Annotated in this window: 21 protein-coding genes and 1 other annotated feature; of the genes, 8 read left to right on the top strand and 13 right to left on the bottom strand. The window is 48.7% G+C overall.

The features are described from left to right. The first annotated feature begins 230 nt into the window (after positions 1–230). From nagB to LACZS1_RS14075, 7 genes are all read left to right on the top strand, one after another. Entirely contained in the window at positions 231–941 is a 711-nt protein-coding gene (gene nagB / locus LACZS1_RS14045; RefSeq protein ID WP_070651070.1) for a glucosamine-6-phosphate deaminase, read from the top strand. A gap of 268 nt (positions 942–1,209) precedes the next feature. Beyond that, the gene (locus LACZS1_RS14050; RefSeq protein WP_047106761.1) at positions 1,210–1,995 is read left to right on the top strand and encodes a Cof-type HAD-IIB family hydrolase; all 786 of its coding nucleotides are present in this window, start codon (positions 1,210–1,212) and stop codon (positions 1,993–1,995) included. A gap of 324 nt (positions 1,996–2,319) precedes the next feature. Further along, on the top strand, positions 2,320–2,580 hold the full coding sequence (locus tag LACZS1_RS14055) for a hypothetical protein (protein ID WP_010490365.1): 261 nt from the start codon (positions 2,320–2,322) through the stop codon (positions 2,578–2,580). A 10-nt stretch (positions 2,581–2,590) separates the two neighbouring features. After that, positions 2,591–2,767 carry a hypothetical protein gene (locus LACZS1_RS14060; protein WP_047106760.1) on the top strand — a complete coding sequence of 59 codons (177 nt, stop codon included), beginning with the start codon at positions 2,591–2,593 and terminating at the stop codon, positions 2,765–2,767. Between the two features lie 505 nt (positions 2,768–3,272). Beyond that, positions 3,273–4,298 carry an efflux RND transporter periplasmic adaptor subunit gene (locus LACZS1_RS14065; RefSeq protein ID WP_414973795.1) on the top strand — a complete coding sequence of 342 codons (1,026 nt, stop codon included), beginning with the start codon at positions 3,273–3,275 and terminating at the stop codon, positions 4,296–4,298. Continuing rightward, on the top strand, positions 4,291–4,980 hold the full coding sequence (locus LACZS1_RS14070; protein WP_070651065.1) for an ABC transporter ATP-binding protein: 690 nt from the start codon (positions 4,291–4,293) through the stop codon (positions 4,978–4,980). The genes LACZS1_RS14065 and LACZS1_RS14070 overlap by 8 nt, the downstream gene beginning before the upstream one ends. Then, the gene (locus tag LACZS1_RS14075) at positions 4,967–6,160 is read left to right on the top strand and encodes an ABC transporter permease (protein ID WP_070651064.1); all 1,194 of its coding nucleotides are present in this window, start codon (positions 4,967–4,969) and stop codon (positions 6,158–6,160) included. Before LACZS1_RS14070 ends, LACZS1_RS14075 begins: the two co-directional genes overlap by 14 nt. Before the next feature lie 108 nt (positions 6,161–6,268). On the opposite strand, the gene LACZS1_RS14080 is transcribed toward LACZS1_RS14075, so the two are convergent. From LACZS1_RS14080 to LACZS1_RS14090, 3 genes are read right to left on the bottom strand one after another with little or no spacing between them, the layout of a single operon-like run. Further along, the gene (locus LACZS1_RS14080) at positions 6,269–7,438 is read right to left on the bottom strand and encodes a pyridoxal phosphate-dependent aminotransferase (protein ID WP_070651063.1); all 1,170 of its coding nucleotides are present in this window, start codon (positions 7,436–7,438) and stop codon (positions 6,269–6,271) included. A 52-nt stretch (positions 7,439–7,490) separates the two neighbouring features. Continuing rightward, positions 7,491–8,273, bottom strand: coding sequence for a carbon-nitrogen family hydrolase (locus LACZS1_RS14085; protein ID WP_070651061.1), 783 nt, complete (start codon positions 8,271–8,273; stop codon positions 7,491–7,493). 36 nt (positions 8,274–8,309) lie between these two features. Beyond that, positions 8,310–9,149, bottom strand: a complete 840-nt coding sequence (locus LACZS1_RS14090; RefSeq protein WP_070651059.1) for a MetQ/NlpA family ABC transporter substrate-binding protein — start codon at positions 9,147–9,149, stop codon at positions 8,310–8,312. 268 nt (positions 9,150–9,417) lie between these two features. Further along, positions 9,418–9,636, bottom strand: a binding site (T-box leader). A gap of 222 nt (positions 9,637–9,858) precedes the next feature. Here LACZS1_RS14090 and LACZS1_RS14095 point away from each other — a divergent pair. Next, complete coding sequence (locus LACZS1_RS14095) at positions 9,859–10,944, top strand: iron-containing alcohol dehydrogenase family protein (protein ID WP_010490346.1); 1,086 nt, start codon at positions 9,859–9,861, stop codon at positions 10,942–10,944. Positions 10,945–11,014: 70 nt separating this feature from the next. Here LACZS1_RS14095 and LACZS1_RS14100 read toward each other — a convergent pair whose 3' ends face one another. The 10 genes from LACZS1_RS14100 to rpmH form a co-directional block, all read right to left on the bottom strand. Further along, positions 11,015–11,503: a threonine/serine exporter family protein gene (locus tag LACZS1_RS14100; protein ID WP_070651057.1), complete on the bottom strand. Its 489-nt coding sequence runs from the start codon at positions 11,501–11,503 to the stop codon at positions 11,015–11,017. A 1-nt stretch (position 11,504) separates the two neighbouring features. Next, a complete protein-coding gene (locus tag LACZS1_RS14105; protein ID WP_070651055.1) occupies positions 11,505–12,269 on the bottom strand; it encodes a threonine/serine exporter family protein in 765 nt (254 codons plus the stop codon). Positions 12,270–12,479: 210 nt separating this feature from the next. Then, positions 12,480–12,686 carry a hypothetical protein gene (locus tag LACZS1_RS14110; RefSeq protein WP_070651053.1) on the bottom strand — a complete coding sequence of 69 codons (207 nt, stop codon included), beginning with the start codon at positions 12,684–12,686 and terminating at the stop codon, positions 12,480–12,482. A gap of 126 nt (positions 12,687–12,812) precedes the next feature. Beyond that, positions 12,813–13,034, bottom strand: coding sequence for a hypothetical protein (locus LACZS1_RS14115; protein ID WP_070651051.1), 222 nt, complete (start codon positions 13,032–13,034; stop codon positions 12,813–12,815). 232 nt (positions 13,035–13,266) lie between these two features. Then, the gene (gene mnmG, locus LACZS1_RS14120; protein ID WP_070651050.1) at positions 13,267–15,168 is read right to left on the bottom strand and encodes a tRNA uridine-5-carboxymethylaminomethyl(34) synthesis enzyme MnmG; all 1,902 of its coding nucleotides are present in this window, start codon (positions 15,166–15,168) and stop codon (positions 13,267–13,269) included. A gap of 40 nt (positions 15,169–15,208) precedes the next feature. Then, on the bottom strand, positions 15,209–16,597 hold the full coding sequence (gene mnmE, locus LACZS1_RS14125; protein ID WP_010490333.1) for a tRNA uridine-5-carboxymethylaminomethyl(34) synthesis GTPase MnmE: 1,389 nt from the start codon (positions 16,595–16,597) through the stop codon (positions 15,209–15,211). Between the two features lie 424 nt (positions 16,598–17,021). Next, positions 17,022–17,789 (bottom strand): RNA-binding cell elongation regulator Jag/EloR, encoded by a 768-nt coding sequence (gene jag / locus LACZS1_RS14130; RefSeq protein WP_093997734.1) that lies wholly within the window; start codon positions 17,787–17,789, stop codon positions 17,022–17,024. Positions 17,790–17,806: 17 nt separating this feature from the next. Then, positions 17,807–18,643, bottom strand: a complete 837-nt coding sequence (gene yidC / locus LACZS1_RS14135; RefSeq protein WP_010490329.1) for a membrane protein insertase YidC — start codon at positions 18,641–18,643, stop codon at positions 17,807–17,809. Between the two features lie 29 nt (positions 18,644–18,672). Continuing rightward, positions 18,673–19,029, bottom strand: a complete 357-nt coding sequence (gene rnpA / locus LACZS1_RS14140; protein WP_010490327.1) for a ribonuclease P protein component — start codon at positions 19,027–19,029, stop codon at positions 18,673–18,675. Positions 19,030–19,503: 474 nt separating this feature from the next. After that, entirely contained in the window at positions 19,504–19,644 is a 141-nt protein-coding gene (gene rpmH / locus LACZS1_RS14145) for a 50S ribosomal protein L34 (RefSeq protein ID WP_003568442.1), read from the bottom strand. Positions 19,645–20,403 lie beyond the last annotated feature (759 nt).

Genomic DNA, 20,403 nt, shown 5'->3' on the forward strand with positions numbered 1-20,403 from the left:
CAGTATTCGTTAACTGTTTCATGGGTTATCTTAAAAAAGAGAATATTGCTGCCTTTCAGCGACATTTCTCAAGGGTGCCGACTTCAGAAGCCGGTTTTTCTTCTATATAGAGTGTCTTGAGGAATTAGCGGAAGCTTTCTTAGAAAATTCAAATTTAGGTATAGACCATTGTTGACACGGTTACTTTTTGATGCTATATTGGACTAGACCAGATAAGGGGGATATCAATTATGGATGTTAAAGTTTTTGATAACGATACAGAAGCAGGTAAATACGCATTTGAACTGATTAAGCAAGGGATGGACAACGGTGCCAAGGTGCTCGGCCTGGCTACCGGCAGCACACCTGTCACCATGTATCAGGCAATGGTGAACAGTGATGTTGATTTCAGCAACATGACATCGATCAACTTGGATGAATATGTTGGTATGTCGCCGGATAACGATCAGAGTTATCGCTACTTCATGCAGAGCCACCTTTTTGACAAGAAGCCATTTAAGGAAACCTTCGTGCCAAACGGCCTTGCCAAGGATCCTGAAGAAGAAACCAAGCGTTACAACAAAGTCATTGCCGATCACCCAATCGACATTCAGGTTCTGGGGATTGGCCGCAACGGTCACATTGGCTTCAACGAACCAGGCTCACCGTTTGACGCAGAAACACGGAAGGTTCCGTTAACCCAAAACACCATTGACGCCAACGCTCGCTTCTTTGAAAATAAGGACGATGTACCGCGTTACGCTTATTCTATGGGTATCGGTTCCATCATGAAGAGCAAGAAGATTTTGCTTCTGGCCTTTGGTGAAAATAAAGCCGACGCCGTTCAAAAGATGATCGAAGGCCCGGTTACCAACGACGTGCCTGCATCTATTTTGCAGAAACATCCGAATGTTGTTGTCATCTTGGACAAGGCGGCTGCAAGTAAGTTGAGCAACAAGTAAAACGAGTTAACGTACCACACGAAAGCGGGCTGATTGCCTGCTTTTTTTGATGTGAGCGTGAGCCAGCGCGCTTAGAAACCGGAGTATAAGCGGCCTTGGGCGTGATGGGCCCGGGCTTGGCCATTGCGACCAAGGTCCTTATACGCAGGCTTCTGCGCTGGCGAACGCGTTATGGCATAAGACCGTTCACACTCTGCAAGCGCTTCTATTCTTACTCTGGATTCATGGTAAAATGAAGCCATCACAAACTCGGATATCGGAGGAAATTATGTATAAAGCCGTTGTATTTTTTGATTTAGATCAAACCCTGCTCAACGATGAAAAGCAAGTGCCGCCGGAAAACGTCAAGGCGCTTAAGGCGTTGGAGGCCAATGATGTGCTGCCGGTCATTGCTACTGGCCGCAGCTATTACGAATTAGCCGATATTATGGCAGCTACCGGCATTCGTAGTGCAATTACGGCTAATGGCGGGGATGTTTTCCTTAATGGCGAGCATATTTTTCAAAGCGTCATCGGCGAACCTCAGCTGGTGCGGTTTCTCAATGCAACCGCGGCGCAGGATATTCAGGTGGCCATGTACTCCAGCGAGGCCTCTGCTTTAACCGGCTATGATCAACTCACCACCGACAATTACGCGCAAGTGCACCAAACCCCGCCGCCGATCAATCCTAAGTATTATCAGGAAGCAGCCTTGTCGCTGTTGCTCATCTTTTTGCCTTGGAATCAGACTGGCGATCAGTTAGGTAAGCAGTTCATTCAAGACTTTCCGGAATTAACCTTCTATCGCAATTCCCACTTTTCCTTTGATGTCGTCAATCATGGCATTTCAAAAGGCAGTGGCATGTCGGTTCTGTTGAATCAACCTGCCTTGCGCGGTGTGCCTACCTATGCGTTTGGTGACGGCTACAACGACATTCCGCTCCTGCAAGCCGCCGATACCGGCATCGCGATGGGAAACGCCTATCCCAAGGTTGCCGCAATTGCCGATTATCAAACCGATGACTACCGCAAAAATGGCATTCCCAACGCACTTGCCCACTTCAATTTGATTTAATTGATCTGCATACCAAACTCGGGACTCAAAAAGCATTGCGATTATTAAAAATTTGATAGCGGCATTGATACCCCTTTACAAACACGTGTTCTCATCATTTTCTCCAAAACTCATGCCCGAAAATTATTTAATTTTTGCGTCTAAAACGTTGTTACATCAGCATCTTCAGCGACCCCTATAACGTGTTCGCCGCGCAAAGTCAAGACCGCAGTAGCGCAAATTTTCTGCTATACTCAAGGCATGTTGCACGTTATTTGGGCGTGATCGTGTCACTGATCAGTAACGTTGCGGCATCGCAAAATCTGCTGATGGAGGGGTCTCGTTATGTTAGAACAATCGACAATGCATCCTGTAGTTTGGATCAACAAACATACTTATATCAGTATCGTTAAAAATGCGGACTATAATTTAGAAGTCTGGGAGATTACCGCCGAAAATCGGCAGCATCGGATGGCGCGGATGAACTACAAATATCATCGTGATAATTTCGCCGGGTTCATCTATCGACTCTTTCCGCAGATTGATCTCATCCAAATTCACAATATTCAAAAGAAGATCAATCCGTATTTCGATTTAGAAGTTTAGAGGTGTTCACATGGATAGTCTGGTCGTTCAATTACTAATCATGGTCGTTGTCGCCTTCATCATCACGTTGGCGGTGATCGTAGCAGAATGGCGCACCAAAACATTCAAGACATGGCAAATCAGTGTCCAATCCGTTGTCGCCATCCTGCTATTAGCCATTGGCATTAGCTTGTTGACGGTTCGCTAGTCCTCCATTTGATGTGGCTGCCGTTTTAAAAGGCGGCATTTTCAAAGACTTGTTACCTTACAGTCATAACGCTCATGACTGTAAGGTGAACGCTTTTTGAATAAAAACAGTTCACCTAAGAAAGTCGGCTAATAACCGGCTTTTTCTTATGGAGAAAAATGCTCACTAAGCGCAATCTGTTTCACGTGAAACTTTTTGACAAAATTCAAAGACACGAAAAATAAGCCGTTTGTTATCTCATGTTAACAATTAACCTAATTCCCCAACCTACTTCGTCTGCCGTATGCCAATATTTGTAACAAACTGTCCACTCAGCTTTAAACTGTCATTTATTTTAAAAAGTTCGTTTCTTAATCGGAAAACCAACAAAATTCGGCGAAATCTATGATTGGACGTAAACCAATTCAATCCGTATACTTGCACCAACGGCACGGCAAAAATACGTTTACACGGAGGCGGAAGTTTGAAAAAGCGACAGGCGAAGCACAAAGGTATTTCCCAACGAATGGTGATCATTGGCATCGGAATTTTAGCCATCATTGTTGTAACCATTGTTTTCTTTATGACCCAACATAAGCAGCCCCAACAGTCAACGGCTTCGAACGTGGTGGCGACTTTTCAGGTTAAGCGCCACGAATTGCGGTTGTCCGGCCAAGCTCAGGCAACCCGCACGCAAAAAATCGAGGTTCCTGAAGGCACGGTGCAGAATCAATCGGTCAAAAACGGCGATACCGTGGCGGCCGGCCAACAACTGCTAACGGTCTACCACCCTGACGTTCAGGAAAAAATCACGACAGCTAACCAGTCACTCCAAAAACAACAACGCAGTCTCAAGCAATTGGATGACAAAATCAACCAACTCAAGTCGTCACTCAATCAGTTGGCAGCTGACGATCCGCAAAAGTCTGACCTGCAGTCGCAATTGGATGAAGCACAAAGCAATCGTCAGGATTCGGCTGCGGCTGTTGACCAAGCCAACCAAGATGTGGCTAAACTGCAACAAAACCTCAACACCATTGTTAAGGCGCCGTTTGCCGGTCGCCTGTATATTGACTATCAAGCAAACGGCCAGCAATCGATCACCGAAACCTCCTCGGACATGGAAGCAGTCGGTCAGGTTTCCGAATTTGATTATGCCGATGTTAAAGTTGATCAGTCGGTAACGGTGCAGGCACTGTCGACCAAAACGAAACAGACAACTTCCATTAACTTCATCAGCAGCGATCCGGCAAAATCCAGCAAGCCGAATCTGGCGAAGTACGATGTCACCGCTAAGTTAGATCATGGCTTCTTGAACGGTCAGTCGGTCAGCATGATCATCCCTCTAAGCGGCCTGCAGATTCCTAAAACCGCAGTACGTCAAGGCGCCGTTTACAAAGTTGTCAATGGCCGCGCAGTGCGAACCAAGATCACTTACACCAAAAAAGACGACATGTATGAAGTCACGAAAGGCCTCAGCAGCGGCGACCGCATTTTGGAAAATCCTACCAAGTCAACCAAAGACGGAGCGAAGGTGACCGTTGATGATTGATCTTCAGCATGTTAACAAAAGTTACGGTCAAGGTGCGACCGCTTTTCACGTCCTCAAAGACATCAATTTGCACATTGACCAAGGTGAATTCGTGGCGATCATGGGGCCTTCGGGTTCTGGCAAATCGACCTTGATTAATATTATCGGCTTTCTCGACACGGCATTTGAAGGCAAGTATTTTTTTCAAGACGAAAATGTCGCCGACTTCAACGCGACTAAAGCTTCACGTATGCGGAACCGCCATGTCGGGTTTGTCTTTCAAAACTTCAGTCTGATTCACAACCTGAATATTTTTGAAAATGTCCTGATTCCGTTAAGTTATGGCGGACACCGGCGATCGGAGGTGCGTGGCAAAATCTCCGAGTTACTTGAGTCAGTCGGCCTCACGGGTATGGAAAATAAATTGCCGCGTAACTTATCCGGTGGTCAGCAACAGCGGGTAGCGATTGCCCGCGCCTTAGCGAATTCGCCGCAGTTTCTGATTGCTGACGAACCCACTGGCGCTTTGGACAGTCATACCTCAGCAGACATTATGCAACTTTTCAAAGAATTACACCGAAAAGGCGGCACGATTATCATGGTCACGCATGATGAGCACGTTGCCGAGCAAAGCGATCGGATGATTAAAATCCTCGACGGCCAGATCATCAGTGATACGGAGGTGGCCCATGCGACTAAGTGAACTCATCAGAATCTCCTTCCGCGCACTGGCGGCTAACAAACGCCGCAGTTTCTTAACGATGATCGGGATTGTCATTGGGATTGCGTCTGTCGTCACAATTCTTTCGTTAGGTAATGGCATCAAGGCCGAGACCGTGAAGAATCTGCAAGCCGACACCCAAGGCCAGCAAACCGCCGAAATCACCTTCAATCCCACCAGCAGCAGCGAAACCGATGCCGGCTTTAAAGAAAGCGACATCACGCTGGCAAAGCAAACAGCGCCGGATAAAATCAAAAAAGTCGTCATTAAACATGACAAAGAACGGCTGCAAGTCAACGGTCAGCTGGCAAATGCCGATACCATGATGTCTGTCACCTTGGTCAATAAGGCGAAACCCAACATTCAGCTAAACGCCGGCCATGGTTTTAGCCAAGAATCGCTACAGACAGATGGCGAGGATGCATTAATTTCCAAAAAGCTCGCCAAAAAGGTTTTCCACGGTAATACCGCAGCATTAAATTCTTCCCTTGAACTCGGAACCAAAAACTACAACATTATCGGCGTTTTCAGCCCACCCAAAACCGCGTATTCCGCGCTGGACGTTGATGTCTTAGTGCCGGAAAAAGCCTATCGTGCGGGCCAACTTTCTCAGGAAGGCCGAAAATTGGCGATCACGTATAAAACCGGCAGCGACGTTAGCAAGTTAACCAACAATGTTGTTCGCCAGCTAAAAAAATCCGGCAGCGAACGGCGCAGCGGCCAGTATGAATATTTTGATTACGGCGAATTACTGAAAGGCATTGGTAATGTCATCAGTGCCTTAACGCTGTTTGTCAGTGCCATTGCCGGCATCTCCCTTCTGATTGCAGGTGTTGGCGTCATGAACATGATGTACATTTCCGCTTCGGAACGGTCGCAGGAAATCGGCATCCGAATGGCAGTCGGCGCTACTCCCGCGGAAATCATGAAACAGTTTCTTTTAGAATCGGTCATGCTGACACTGACTGGCGGCGTGGTCGGATTGATTGTGGGTGCGTTAACCGCTTGGATCATCGCGATGTTCCTACCATTCAAACCCGTCGTCACATTAGGCTCCGTCATCGGCACCTTTGCCATTTCAAGCATTGTCGGCATTGTGTTTGGCTTATTGCCTGCGAAGAGTGCGGCTAATAAGAATCTGATTGATATTTTGAAGTCATAATGTTTCGTTCAACCTACAAGCGCTAGCGATCAAATGACTAGCGCTTTTTTGCTGCTTCAAAAAAGCCACAGTATCCAGTCATTTTGACCAAATACTGCAGCTTCGTTTCTAAAACAACCCCAGCTTCCCGATGCGCTGGGCTGCTTCTTCTAAACGTTGCGGACTGGTGAGTAAGCCGATTCTCACATAGCCTTCTCCATGGTCGCCAAAGCCGTTACCGGCAGCCACGGCCACGTCTGCCCGCTCCAAAAGTAGTTCGGTGAAGGACTCGCTGGTGTACCCAGCAGGCACGGGCATCCAGGCGTAAAACGTGCCGGGAGATTTTTTCCCATGCCACCCAATGGCCTCTGTCGCCGAGAACCATGCATCGCGGCGTTGTTGGTATAAGTCAATCAGTTTGGGCACTGATGTCTGATCGCCAAGCAGTGCTTCGATGCCTGCTTCCTGAATCGCAGGGAAAACCGAGACAAATAGATGATCCTGAATCAGATTAATGGCCTCGATCATATCGGCATTGCCTGCTGCAAAAGCCAAGCGCCAGCCGGCCATGTTATAAGTCTTTGAAAGCGTGTAAAGCTCAATGCCCACCTCTTTCGCACCGGAACTTTGCAAAAAGCTCACCGGCCGCTGACCATCAAAGCCGAGCGCGCCATAAGCAAAATCACTGACAATGCCGATGTGATGCGCCTTGGCAAAAGTGACGGTTTGATCATAAAACGCCGGAGTTGCCACCGCGGTTGTGGGATTATTCGGGTAGTTCAGATAAAGCAGTTTGGCAGCATCGGCCACCGCTGGATCAATAGCTGCATAATCAGGAAGCCAGTCATGGTCCGCGGTCAGCGTCATCAAAGCCAGTTTCACGCGTGCCAACGTGACACCTGACAGATAGTCCGGATATCCCGGGTCCGGCAGCAAAATCGTCTCCCCGGGGTTCATCAAGGCAAGCGGCAATTCCACCAAGCCGATTTTTGAGCCACCCAAAACCGCAATTTCCGTTTCCGGATCCAATTGAACGCCATATTCACGTTCGTAAAACTCGGCCGCAGCCTGCTTAAACGTTGGTAAGCCGCGGAAAAGTGAATATTTATGATTTTCTGGCTTGGCCACCGCCTGTTGGGCTGCCTGCACGATGTTGGCCGGTGTCGGCTGATCCGGATTTCCCTGGCCTAAATTGATCACGTCATGGCCCGCCGCAATCCGTGCACTGACATGTTTGACGAGGCTGGCAAAAAACTGCTTAGGCAGCGCTTGAAGCACCGCTGATTCTGAAAATGTCACTGGTCTGATTCCCCTTTTTAATGAGTTTGCATGGTGAGTGTGCCTGGCTTGCTTAATACAGTTCTGGCCGCCGATCCGTGAAAACCGGGATTTGTTGACGCGCTGCCGCAATCTGATCCAAGTCGATGGTGACGATGCCGACTTGCGGCTGATCGTCCAGTTGCAACAGGCGCTTGCCGAACGGATCAATCACTTGGCTTTGCCCGCCAAAATCGTTATCGGGATCTTGCCCAACCCGATTCACCGCCACCACAAAAGCCTGATTTTCGATGGCGCGAGCGGTCAATAACGCCGCAAACTGTGGCAAGCGCGGCGTCGGCCATTCAGCCGGCAGGAAAAACAGCTGCGTGCCATCACTGGCCATGCGCCGGAACCACTCCGGAAACCGCAAGTCATAGCAAATCGCCACACTGGCAGGCACTGTCAGCGTAAAGTGGTCGGCTTCGGATCCAGCGGTAATGAACTTTTCTTCATTCATCAGGCGAAAAAGATGCGCCTTCGCATATGACGCCAGCAAGTGACCCTGGGCATCCAGCGTCAAACTGCGATTGAAAAAATGCTCATTTTCCGCCGTGGCGACCGAGCCACCCACGATCGTCAGGTGATAGTGGCGGGCAAGATCGCTTAAGAAAGTCTGCGTCTGCAAACCATCCGGATCGGCAAGCGTCTCCAGATGCTCAAGGTCATAGCCGGTATTCCACATTTCCGGTAACACGACGACATCCGCCTTTTTTTGGGCTGCTTCGGCCACCGCATCGGCCACCGTTTGATAATTTCGCTCTGGTTGCCCAAAAGCAATGTCGATTTGCGCTAAAGCAAGTGTTAACTGAGTCATCTCAATCCCTCTTTTTTAATCACGTCCACCTTTGACTTAGAAGGCGGGCACGATGGATCCTTTGAATTCCTTGGCAATATAATCCTTAATGGTTTTGCTCTGATAGTATTTCTTAATTTGCTTGATGACCTTATCATTTTGATGCTTGGTCTGTACCACAAAGTAGTTTGGATAAGGATTGTTCTTGGTTTTCTCATGATAAATCGCATCTTGGTTAATCGTGAGGCCGGAATCAAACGCAAAATTCGTGTTGATGGCGGCGGCCGTCACATCTTGCAAGTGCGTCGGCAATTGAGAAGCTTCCAACTCTTCAATCTTCAGTCCCAGCGGATTCTCGACAACATCTGCTTTCGTGGCCTTTTGGCTGATGCCGGCTTTAAGCTTAATCACGCCCGCGGCTTCGAAAAGCTGCAGCGCCCGCAACTCGTTTGACGGATCGTTCGGCACCGCGATCGAATCACCCTTTTTGAGTGCCTTCAAGTCCTTAATCTTTTTAGAATAAACGCCCATTGGAAATGCCACGGTTTTGAAAACCTGGGTAATCTTGAAATTCTTGGATTCAATCTGTTCTTTCAAAAACGGCAATGTCTGGTAACTATTCGCGCCCAAATCGCCATCGTTTAAAGCCACATTGGGACTGTTGTAGTCGGTGAATTGCTTTAATTTGATCGTTAAGCCATCTTTTTTAGCTAACTTTGCGACCTGCTTCATGATTAATTCGTGCGGTCCGGCGGTAACACCGACCGTAATCGTTTTGTCTGACAACTGATTCGCCGAGGCCTTGCTGCTGGCGCTACTGCTGCCACAGGCGGTTAGAACGACCAAAAGGCTTAACGCGAGAACTGCTGCCCAGCTTAACTTCAACCATTTTTTCATGTAAGAATCCTCCTGTTATGGGTTGTTTGGCTGATAAATGATGAGCTGCATGAAGGGAGCTGACTGTCGTAAGGTGCTCCCTGGTGCAGGAGCCAAGACTGACGCTTTCTCCATAACGCGTTCACCAGCCCAGAAACCTGCGTGTAAGGACCTCGGGCGCAATGGCCTAAACCCGGGCCATCACGCCCGAGGCCACTTACACTCCGGTTTCTAACCGGGCTGGCTCACGCTCAAAAAAAACAGCCCTGCCGAATCAATTTAATGATTCAGCAGGGCCGACAATGTCGGGGTACCACCCTGGTTCGTTACTGTGTAACCTTAACGATGCCTGTTGACATCGAGACCGTCTAACGCAGGCCTAGTGCGTACCCGACTTGTCGCCGGATCCATTCCGCGGTCATTTTCACCAGACGCCTGCATCGATTTCCACCACCCATCGACTCGCTTAAGCTGCGTTTCTGACTACTCTCCGCTTCATGACATTTCATCATTTTATCAGTTATTTTTAAAGTTGAAAGCAGTTTATCTGCATCTGGGTTAAATGTCAACTGTTTTGTTTCGCCAGTTGTCCACGTGAATATGCCGCCGTTTATGCCAGCTTTTTTCTGAAAACCGGATATTTTTTATTTTTTGGTTGACTTCGCTTATCACTGCGCGTATGTTAACAATTATCACATAAGATGAGATTTACATGAGAGGAGTTTTGTCGATGGAGCTGGAATTTGATTTACGCCCTGGAGCCAATCGGTTTGTCAGTGAGGCCGGCGCGCTTGCTTATTTGGATACCATTTTGAAGGATTTCACCCAACCGGTCGTCATTACCGGCGAAAAGAGTTTTGCAGCATTTGAAAAAGCCTATCCGGGCACATTGGACTTACCGGTTTATCACTATGACGGATCAGCCAGTGATGAGAACGGTCATGCTTTGGCCGAAGCTATCGGTCAGGCTGATGCTGTCTTGGGAATCGGGGCCGGCCGCTTGATCGACACGGCTAAGGTCGCCGCCGAAACGTTGGGTGCCGAACTGATTAGCATTCCGACGCTGGCTTCCAACTGTGCGCCATTCACCCCGTTAGCGGCGATTTACCACGCACAGGGACATACGTTTAGTTACGTTGAGTATTTTAAAAAGTCGGCTTATATCACCTTGGTCGACTATAACTTACTGCTCAGCACGCCGCATGATTTCTTTGTTGCCGGGATTGGTGATACGCTGGCGAAGTGGTACGAAATGGACGGCATCACCCGCAATAAGGTTGACCAGCTCAATGCCTATGGTCAACTAAGTCGTGCATCTGCCAAAACGATTCAGGCAATTCTCTTCAAAAATGCCGAGCAAGCCTTGGCTGATCTGGATGCCGGTCGGGACACGCCTGCCTTTGAAGCCGTTGCCGACACGATCATTGGCTTAGCCGGAGAAGTTGGCGGCTTCGGCGGCGTTGATGGCCGAGCTGCGGGTGCCCACGCCGTTCATAACGGACTGTCCTACCTGCCGGAAACCCACGCGATTCTCCACGGCTCAAAAGTGGCTTACGGCATTTTGGTGCAACTCGCCACAACTGGGGATGACGATGAAATTCGCAGCCTGATGCCTTTTTATGAAAAAATCGGCCTGCCATTAAACCTCGAGGATCTGCACGTCACCGAAAATATTGGTCCGAAGATGCAGCAAGTGGCTGAATTTGCTGCCAAACCCGAGGAAACCTTTATTTTAATCGACAAGAATCTAACGCCGCAGCAAATTGTATCCGCTATGAAAAAAGTAGAACAAGTTACTAGCGAAGCTGCTGCTTAAGAACTAGCTAGGAAAAATACGCCGCTACCCAACTTTATCGCGTTGAGTAACGGCGTATTTTAATGTGACCTCATGCTGATTTTCCACCACCTGATTTTGTCTGCGCCTCAGGCAGTTTGGCGATCAAGCGAATCAAAAATGGGCGGATGGCTTTGAAAATAACCTCTGCCACCACAAACCCTACCGCCAGTGCCATCGCGATCAAAATAACATTATAGATCTGCTGCGCGGCACTGGCTGCTTTTCCCATAGTAAAACTGCGGGCACCCAGATAGGCGATCCCACCTGGCACCAGCGACACAAGGCTAGGTATGTAAATCGTATTCACCGGCACCCGATGGCGAATGGCAAAATAATTCCCTAATAACCCGATGATCACCGTTGCGGTAAAGTTCGGCAGCACCAGACTGTGATCCTGCAAACTGATCAGCCAATAGGCACACCACGAAACGCCGCCGGTAATCCCCGCCGGCAGCAGCGCGCGCTTGGGAATATTGGTGATGACGCCAAAGCCGATGCTCGATAAGATGCTGATAATAAATTCAACCAGTAACCGCACGTTAACGCCCTCCCAACACTTGCGTCAAGACAATCGCAATCACAACGCCGGAACCGATTGCCCCAGCGACAAAAATGGCATCCACGGTTCGGACGATGCCGCTGATAATCTGCCGCGACAGAATTTCACGAATCGCGTTCGTTATCGCAACCCCCGGCACCAACGGCATCAGCGCACTGATAATAATATTGCCGGCATTATCGCCCCAGCCAATATTCATGAGCAACTCTGCCAAAATCGCCACCACAAACGCCCCGGTCGCCTCTTTGAAATAAGGCGTTGTGGTGCGCCGACCGACAAATTCCGCTCCGAGATACCCAAAGATCCCGACAAAAAATGCCCAGGCCAGATCACCGTTCGTCGCTTTAAACAGCAACATCGGTGCCACCGAAACCCAACCGGCACCAAGAATACGCGCCCACCAGGGAAAATTGATGACCTGCCGTTCGATCCGGGCCACCTCGCGCTTCAAATCAGCAAACGTAATTTGGTGCGCGACGAACTCTCGCGAAAGCTGATTCAGCTCATCGACCTTTTGCAAGTTGAACCCGCCTAACGATGACTTAATCAACCGCGTCCGGCTCTCATTTTCCAGACTGACAAACACCGCGGTGATCGTAGCATAACAGGCAACCCGCGCTCCGGCAGCATGCCCGATATATTCAACCGTCGTTTCGATGCGCGAAGTCTCCGCACCCGCATTCAGCAAAATCTCACCGACCTTGCCGCAAACTTCTAAAATTTCTTCTGTATCCGGTTGGCTCATGCTTCTGCTCCTTATCGCATTGCGTTTTACTAATTGTCGGCTTTTTTAGCGCCAGTGGCAAGCAACCCGCCATAAAATAGTCATTTAAAAACAGCATATCGTGTCTAAAACAAGTTTTCATCAGTTGCCCAGCTTAACCAATGAAAAAAGCGCCCGCTGCAGCAGACACTTTTTTCAGCCGTGCACTTATTGCACGCATTAAACTTCACATTAAGGCGTATTAACCCCAAAGAAAATAATAAATAACGATCCATAAACCAATAAAATTAAGGCACCGCCAATAAGTGTTGCCAGCAAACTTTTGAGCAATCTGGAAAACTTGCTCTTCCACAAAATCGCAATCAGGGACAGTACCAACATGACACAGATCAGTAATAGCAAAAAGATTAGTAGCAGCCGCGGCAAAAGAATATCCATCTGGTATACCTCACGCTAATGTATCAGCCATTGATCGCGGTTGATCATCGCTGACCGCTTTTAGAATATCAATGTTTTTGCCTCAACACAAAGTCTATGCTTCAATCGCATGTTGGCGGGTACCACTTATGCCGGGACAAAAAACAGAAAAATCAAGACCAATGCGAGCAAGTAGCAACCCTGCACCACAAGCGCCCCCATTGTCCATCCCCGCATGGCTGCCAAGTCAGGTACTTTTTTCATCGTTGTCCATAAATAAATAGCCGGCAGAAGACCGAACACCGGTACCACAAATGCCAAAAACAACAGAAAAATAAACCACAACGATTGGATCAGGTTTTGCTTCATAAGTTAAAACTCCTTTATTGAGGGAGGGACAGTTTTATCCAAGGTCAGTTTCAAAGCATCTACAGGTTAATGGTTCTTATCATAATATAAATTTATTTATTTGAACAGTTTCAATCCATCAATTTCTTTACTCAATACCATCACGCGCGTTCCTTGATTTCTGGTTGCCTCGGTTCTCGCTCGCATCAAAAAAGCCAGGGAACCTTTAACTTCAGGTTTCCTGGCCACGCTTCTATTGCGCCACCTTACTAATACGTCCCTGTTCGATATAAACCGACAAAATCGCAACATCGGCTGGATTAACCCCGCTGATTCGGCTGGCTTGGGCGATGGTTGCCGGTTGGATTTTAACCAGTTTCTGCCGCGCTTCCGTTGCTAAACCATTGATCGCATCGTAATCAATGCGTGTCGGAATCTTTTTCCCTTCAAGCCGCTTCAACTTGGCAACGCTGGCTTCTTCCTTGGCAATGTAGCCGGCATATTTAACTTGAATTTCGACTTGTTCGATGACCCGATGATCCAGTTCCGGATTGTCGGGTAAAAATTGTGCCATGGTTGGGTAATCAATTTCCGGCCGCTTCAGGAAATCGCTGGCGAGAACACCATCTTTCAATGGCGCAAAGTGATGGGCTTCAAGCCACGGGTTAACATCCTTGGGCTTCAATCGCGTTGTCGCCAGTCGCTTCAATTCCGTCGTAATGGCCTGGCGTTTTGCCAAAAAGTCAGCGTACCGCTGATCACTAATTAAGCCCAGCTCGTGACCCATTGGCGTGAGTCGCAAGTCAGCATTGTCGTGGCGCAACAACAACCGATACTCTGCGCGGCTAGTCAGCAATCGATAAGGTTCATTCGTGCCTTTGGTAACCAGATCGTCAATCATGACGCCAATATAAGCATCGGACCGCTTCAAGGTGAACGGTCCTTTACCTTGAGCACGGCGGGCCGCGTTGATGCCAGCCACGATTCCCTGGCCAGCCGCTTCTTCATAACCACTGGTACCATTCATCTGGCCGGCAGTGTACAGGTTCTCAACGATTTTGGTCTCCAACGTCGCCTTCAACTGCCACGGCTCAATCACATCATACTCAATCGCATACCCCGGACGCATAAGCTCGGCCTTTTCCAAGCCCGCCACACTATGCAGCATTTTTAATTGAATCTCTTCAGGCATGGACGTGGAAAAGTCGCCGACATAATACTCGGAAGTGTCGCGGCCTTCAGGTTCCAGAAACAGCTGGTGGCGTGGCTTATCCGCAAAGCGCACGATTTTATCTTCAATGGATGGGCAATAACGCGGACCGACACCTTTAATGACGCCAGAAAACATCGGTGCGCGATCCAGATTTTCGCGGATGATTTGGTGGGTCGTTGCGTTGGTATACGTCATCCAGCAGCTTAACTGATCTTTGAGATAGACCGAATCAGGCGTGGTAAAGCTAAAATGATTCGGCGTGGTGTTGCCCGGTTGTTCTTCGGTTTTGCTGAAGTCAATCGTGTTGCCATTAACCCGTGGCGGTGTTCCGGTTTTAAACCGGCGAAATTTAAAACCAAGGTGCTCCAGATTCTCCGACAACTTGATGCTTGGCAGACTGTTGTTAGGACCGGAACTGTACATCAGCTCACCGATGATAATCTTGCCGCGGGAGCTAGTGCCTGCCGTGAGCACAACACTTTTAGCCCGATAAATCGCGCCGGTTGCGGCCACGATGCCAACTGCTTTGCCGTCTTCGACCAGCACTTCGGTTGCCAACCCTTGGCGTAAATCCAGGTTAGGCGTGTCTTCAATGACATGCTTCATGCTGCGATGATAGGCAGCTTTATCTGCTTGCGCCCGCAATGCTCGCACAGCCGGGCCCTTACCGGTGTTGAGCATCCGCATCTGAATATAGGTGCGGTCGATATTCTTACCCATTTCACCGCCAAGTGCATCGATTTCACGGACCACGATTCCCTTGGCCGGACCGCCGAGACTGGGATTACATGGCATAAATGCCAACATTTCCAGGCTAATCGTCAGCAACAATGTTTTTTGACCCATGCGCGCCGCGGCTAAGGCAGCTTCACAACCGGCATGGCCGGCGCCGACAACCACCACATCATACTTACCGGCTTCAAACTTCTTTACTTCTGGCATCTGTTTTCCTCCACGAATCTGTTTCTCATCACATTAAAGGTTACTTACCTAAGCAAAATTGACTGAATAACTGGGTAATCAATTCATCCGGGGCACTTTCACCAGTGATTTCACCGAGTTTGTCCCACGCCGCAGTCATGTCAATTTGCACTAAATCGATCGGCATCCCGGCATCGATACCGGCAATGACCGCGTCCAGACTTTTGCTAGCCTGGCGCAGTAAGCCGATTTGCCGTGCATTCGAGACCATGACGGTACCCTGACTGTTTTCAATGCCGCCAAAGAAGAGTTTAGCGATGCGCTCATCAAGTTCGTCCATCCCATCACTGGTAGGAATGGCCGTTTTGATGACTTCATTCGGTTTTACTAACTTGTACAGAGCATCTGTATCGAGCTGTTTTGGTAGGTCTTGTTTATTCAGGACAATAATACGTTTTTTGTCTGCGGTGGCCGCGACCAATTCGCGATCTTCGGCTGTCAGCGGTTGACTTTGGTCTAATACCAGTAAAATCAAATCCGCCTGTGTAATGGCTTGCCGCGAACGTTCGACGCCGATTTTTTCGACTTTATCGGTGGTGTCATGAATGCCGGCAGTGTCGACCAACTTCAACGGAACGCCGCGCACATTAACGTATTCCTCTAGCACATCCCGCGTGGTGCCGGCAACATCAGTCACAATGGCCTTGTCTTCGTGCAACATATGGTTCAGTAACGAACTTTTACCCACATTCGGGCGCCCGACTATCGCCGTCGCCAGGCCTTCACGTAGCACTTTTCCTTGGCTGGCTGTTGTCAGCAGCTGTTCAATGGCTTTTTTGACGGTTTGCGCTTTTTCAAGCAGCATTTTGGTCGTCATTTCGTCCGTATCGTATTCGGGATAGTCGATATTGACCTCGACTTGCGCTAACACTTCGAGAATCTCCTGCCGCAGCCGTTTAATTAACGTGTGCAGATTCCCATCCAGCTGATTAACGGCGACCTGCATGGCGCGATCCGTTTTTGCCCGAATCAAATCCATGACCGACTCGGCTTCAGTGAGATCAATCCGGCCATTTAAAAAGGCCCGTTTGGTAAATTCGCCTGGCTCGGCCATGCGGGCACCTTCGCCAAGTAGTAATTGCAAAATGCGATTAGTCGCAACAATGCCGCCGTGACAGTTGATTTCAACCACATCTTCGCGGGTGAACGTCTTTGGCGCCAACATCACACTCACCATCACTTCATCAATCAAGTCGCCGCTTTCCGGATCGACAATGTGGCCGTAATGAATCGTATGACTTTTGACTTTTGTGAGGTCTTTGCCTTTGAAGACTTTGTTGGCGGTTGTGACGGCGGTTTCGCCGCTGAGCCGGACAATGCTGATCGCACCTTCGCCAGGCGGTGTCGAAATCGCTGCGATGGTGTCGTAAGCAGTGATAGATGTAGACATAACGGACGACTCCTTTTTTGATAGTTTGTGTGTTGGGTAGGTTTTGGATGGTTGACGGTGAAGCTGCGGAGGGAATTTTTTACTGTGCCATTCCATAACGCGCTCCCCGGCGCAGAAGCCTGCGTGTAAGGACCTCAAGCCTAAATGGCCAAGGCCCAGCCCGCGTGACGCTCTCCATAACGCGCTCCCCAGCCCAGAAGCCTGCGTGTAAGGATCTCGGTCGCAATGGCAAAGACCGCCATCACGCCCGAGGCCACTTACACTCCGGCTTCTAACCGGGCTGGCTCACGCTCACTTCACAAAAAAAGCGCCGAATCCAGTCTCTGCCCTTGTTTGGGAGAGACTGGATAAAGCACTTTGACTACTTCATCGTTATTAAACTGTGACCATCATACTTAAATGAAGGCTACTTGTCAAAAGTTAGTTACGGTCGTTTTGGTGTGACCACGACGTAGCGGCGGGGGTCGACGCCTTCGGAATGGGTGTCAACGTATTGATTGTCGGCTAGGGTCGTGTGAATGGCTTTGCGTTCGAATGATGGCATTGGATCTAAGTAGATCGCTTTGCCGGTTGCCAAAACCTCACGCGCGGTGCGTTCGGCTAAGCGCGTAACGGTGGCTTGGCGGCGTTCGCGATAATCGCCAACATCCAACATGATCGTCCATTTGCTTTTGGCATAATGGTTGAACTCGGTTTGGGCTAAGTATTGAATGGCATTGATAATCTTACCGTGTTTGCCGATTAACAACCCTTCCTCATCGGTTTTGAGTTGGAAGGTAACGGTGTTGCCCTGACGTTCGCTGGTGACTTGCGTTTTGATTCCCATGCCAGTGGTGATGTCTTCCAAATAGCTTTGCACCATCGCCAGCGCAGTTTGATTGTCGCGCTTTTTAGTGGTGATATCGTTAAACGCACTGGCAATTTTTTTACCGGCAGTGTCGGTTAATGCCACTGCAAGTTTACCCGGACTTGATTTACCTGCAGGATCATGGTCGGTTTTTGGATCAGGAGCAGGATCTTCAGGCGGCTCCAGTGGTTTTAGATTGACAATGGCCGGTTTACGCATGAAGCCTAGGAAGCCGTTCTTATTTTCCTGAACGACTTGAACGCTAACCGCATCACGTGGTAGGCCAAGTTGCTTCAGCCCGGTTTCGATGGCTTTTTGAATCGTACTGCCTTGAAAGGTTGGCATCTTGCTTCCTCCCGTTGTTATTTACGCCGTTTGGTCGCTTTCTTATACGCCTTTTTGAGTGCCCGTTCTTTTTCTTTCTCTGCCCGCGCTTTTTCTTCACGCTCGCGCCGAATTTTGAATGGGTTTTGAATCAGTAACTGCTGAACCATTGAAAAGGCGTTGGTAACAACCCAGTAAATGGCCAGCGCACTTGGTAAGGTTACTGAGAAAACAAAAATCATCAGCGGCGAAATGATCATCATAATCCAACTGCTTGAATTACGAGTTGGTTGAGCCATCATGGATAAAATGCTGGTGCCTAACGTAAATAAGGTCGCCAGAATCTGCATCACCCACCATGGATCGGGTTTGGACAGGTTCATCCATAGGAACGTTCCGGATTGCAGCGATGTTGTTCGCAGAATCGCTTGATACAGCGCAATCAGAAATGGCATCTGAATCACGATTGGCAAACAGCCCATCACTGGGTTAACGCCCGCAGAAGCATAAAGTTTCTGGGTTTCATCACGCAGCTTGGTCTGGGTTTCCGTGTCCTTAGAACTGTATTTTTGTTGCAGCTCTTTCATCTGCGGAGCGAGTTCCTGTTGCTTGGCCATACTCTTGATGGACAGGTAGCTCAACGGGAAAATCAAAATCCGGATGATCAGGGTGAAGGCGATAATCCCGACACCGGGGTTGCCGCCAAACAGATTTGCCAGCCAGATAACAAATTGGCCGGCCGTGTAAACCACATAACGATCCCAGAATCCGGTACTATGTTCTGACACTGGCGCCGTGCCACAGGCGGTCAGAATGAAAACCAGACTCAGCATGCTCACAATGACAAGCAGGCGTTTGATTTGACGATTTTTCACAAATAATCCCTCTCTTAACCTAAGCATGGTCAGATGACCTCGATATCTTCGTTCAGGATGCCCGCCAAGCGCATGACATGAATCAGGTTCTTCTTGGTTTCAGCCATATCAAGCTGGTTAGCGGACTTACGCGCAATGACCAGAAAATCGGTCTGCGGATCAATGTCGGGTTTTAACTCGAGCAGGCTTTGGCGAATATAGCGTTTAATCTGATTTCGCATCACGGCGGTGTGACCGACTTTTTTGCCCACAGAGATCCCCACCCGAAAATGGGGTTGATCCCTTTTCATGTGATAGATCACAAAATTGCGGTTGGCAACCGAATCGCCGTGGTCAAACACATTTTGAAATTCAGCTTCTTTTTTGATCCGATACGACTTGCGCAATGATGCTCCCTCACAATCTGGTTCTAAGTATACAAGACGATTTGATGTTTTCCTATATGTATCAGCAGGTGACTGCCGATTTTATATGATAAATGGGGAATTAGGCGATGAACAAAATGAACGGCAACGACCAACAATCGGGTCATTGCCGTTCATTGGATGGCTGGTGGGGTTTGGTTTCGGGAGGCGTTGCGGTTAAGATCGGCGGCTACCTTAATTGGGAGTGGCCGAGGCTCTCCGAAACGCGCTCACAGGCCCAGAAGCCTGCACATAAGGACCTCAAGCCTAAATGGCCAAGGCCCAGCCCGTTCGCTGATGCTCTCCGAAACGCGCTCACAGGCCCAGAAACCTCCACATAAGGACCTCGGACCTAAATGGCCAAAGCCCAGCCATTTAGGTCCGAGGCCACTTATGCTCCGGTTTCTAACCGGGCCTGTTCGCGCTCTTAAAAAAACCACTGACGCGGTCAGTGGCTTAGGCGGATAATACTTTACGTCCTTTAGCGCGACGGCGTGCTAAAACTTTGCGGCCGTTTTTTGTGCTCATTCGCTTCATGAAACCATGAACACGTTCGCGGTGACGTTTCTTTGGTTGGAAAGTACGTTTGGTTGTCATTGACGACACCTCCTATAAAACCCGATTTATCTTTTTAAGATGACTTGCATTATCAGACATCATCCGAGTTTACACGAGGACGCAAGCTGCGTCAAGGTTTTTTCGCTGACATGGTGGATCTTTTTTGGACTTTTCGTTGTTCTGACGGTTACGCACCGTTGCTAGTCGACCTGTGGATAAGTTGTGTATCACAAAAATCACTTTTAATTGTTATGCACAAATAGCGCACAGCTAATTCGCAGAATCACATGGGTGTTAATATAGTTATCCACAGGCTGTCAGAAGCCTGTTCATATCTTGTGAAACACTTACTGCTACAAGGTTTTGGTTCCACAAACATCATGTGCATAACTGCATTTTTCTTGTTGGCTCGGTGCGGGTGTCCTCAAGGCTGGGGATAATTTGTTCGCACCTTGTTTATTTCGCGGATTTTTGTTTGTGGAAAACTGTGGTTTCTGTGGAAAACTCAGTTCCGCAATGCTAAACTTATGTCTGCAGAACATTTTTCGACCTAACCAAAACCAGCCATTATATCCACTCGTTAGCCGAACTTAATCCTGTCCATCTTGATCGGCCTGTGTTTAAGTCGGCAATTTTAGGTTAAACCACATTTAGCGTTTGCTGATCCACCTGTTGACAACTATGGAAGTTGCCGTGGTTTTTTTATGCGCTGATGTGATGTTCGCGTATCATCACATGTTGGTCATCAGTGGCTTTTTTGGATGCTGATGACAACCGCTATTTAGAGGAGGGGCGCTT

The organism is Lacticaseibacillus zeae subsp. silagei (assembly GCF_030770335.1).
Taxonomy (GTDB): Bacteria; Bacillota; Bacilli; order Lactobacillales; family Lactobacillaceae; genus Lacticaseibacillus; species Lacticaseibacillus zeae.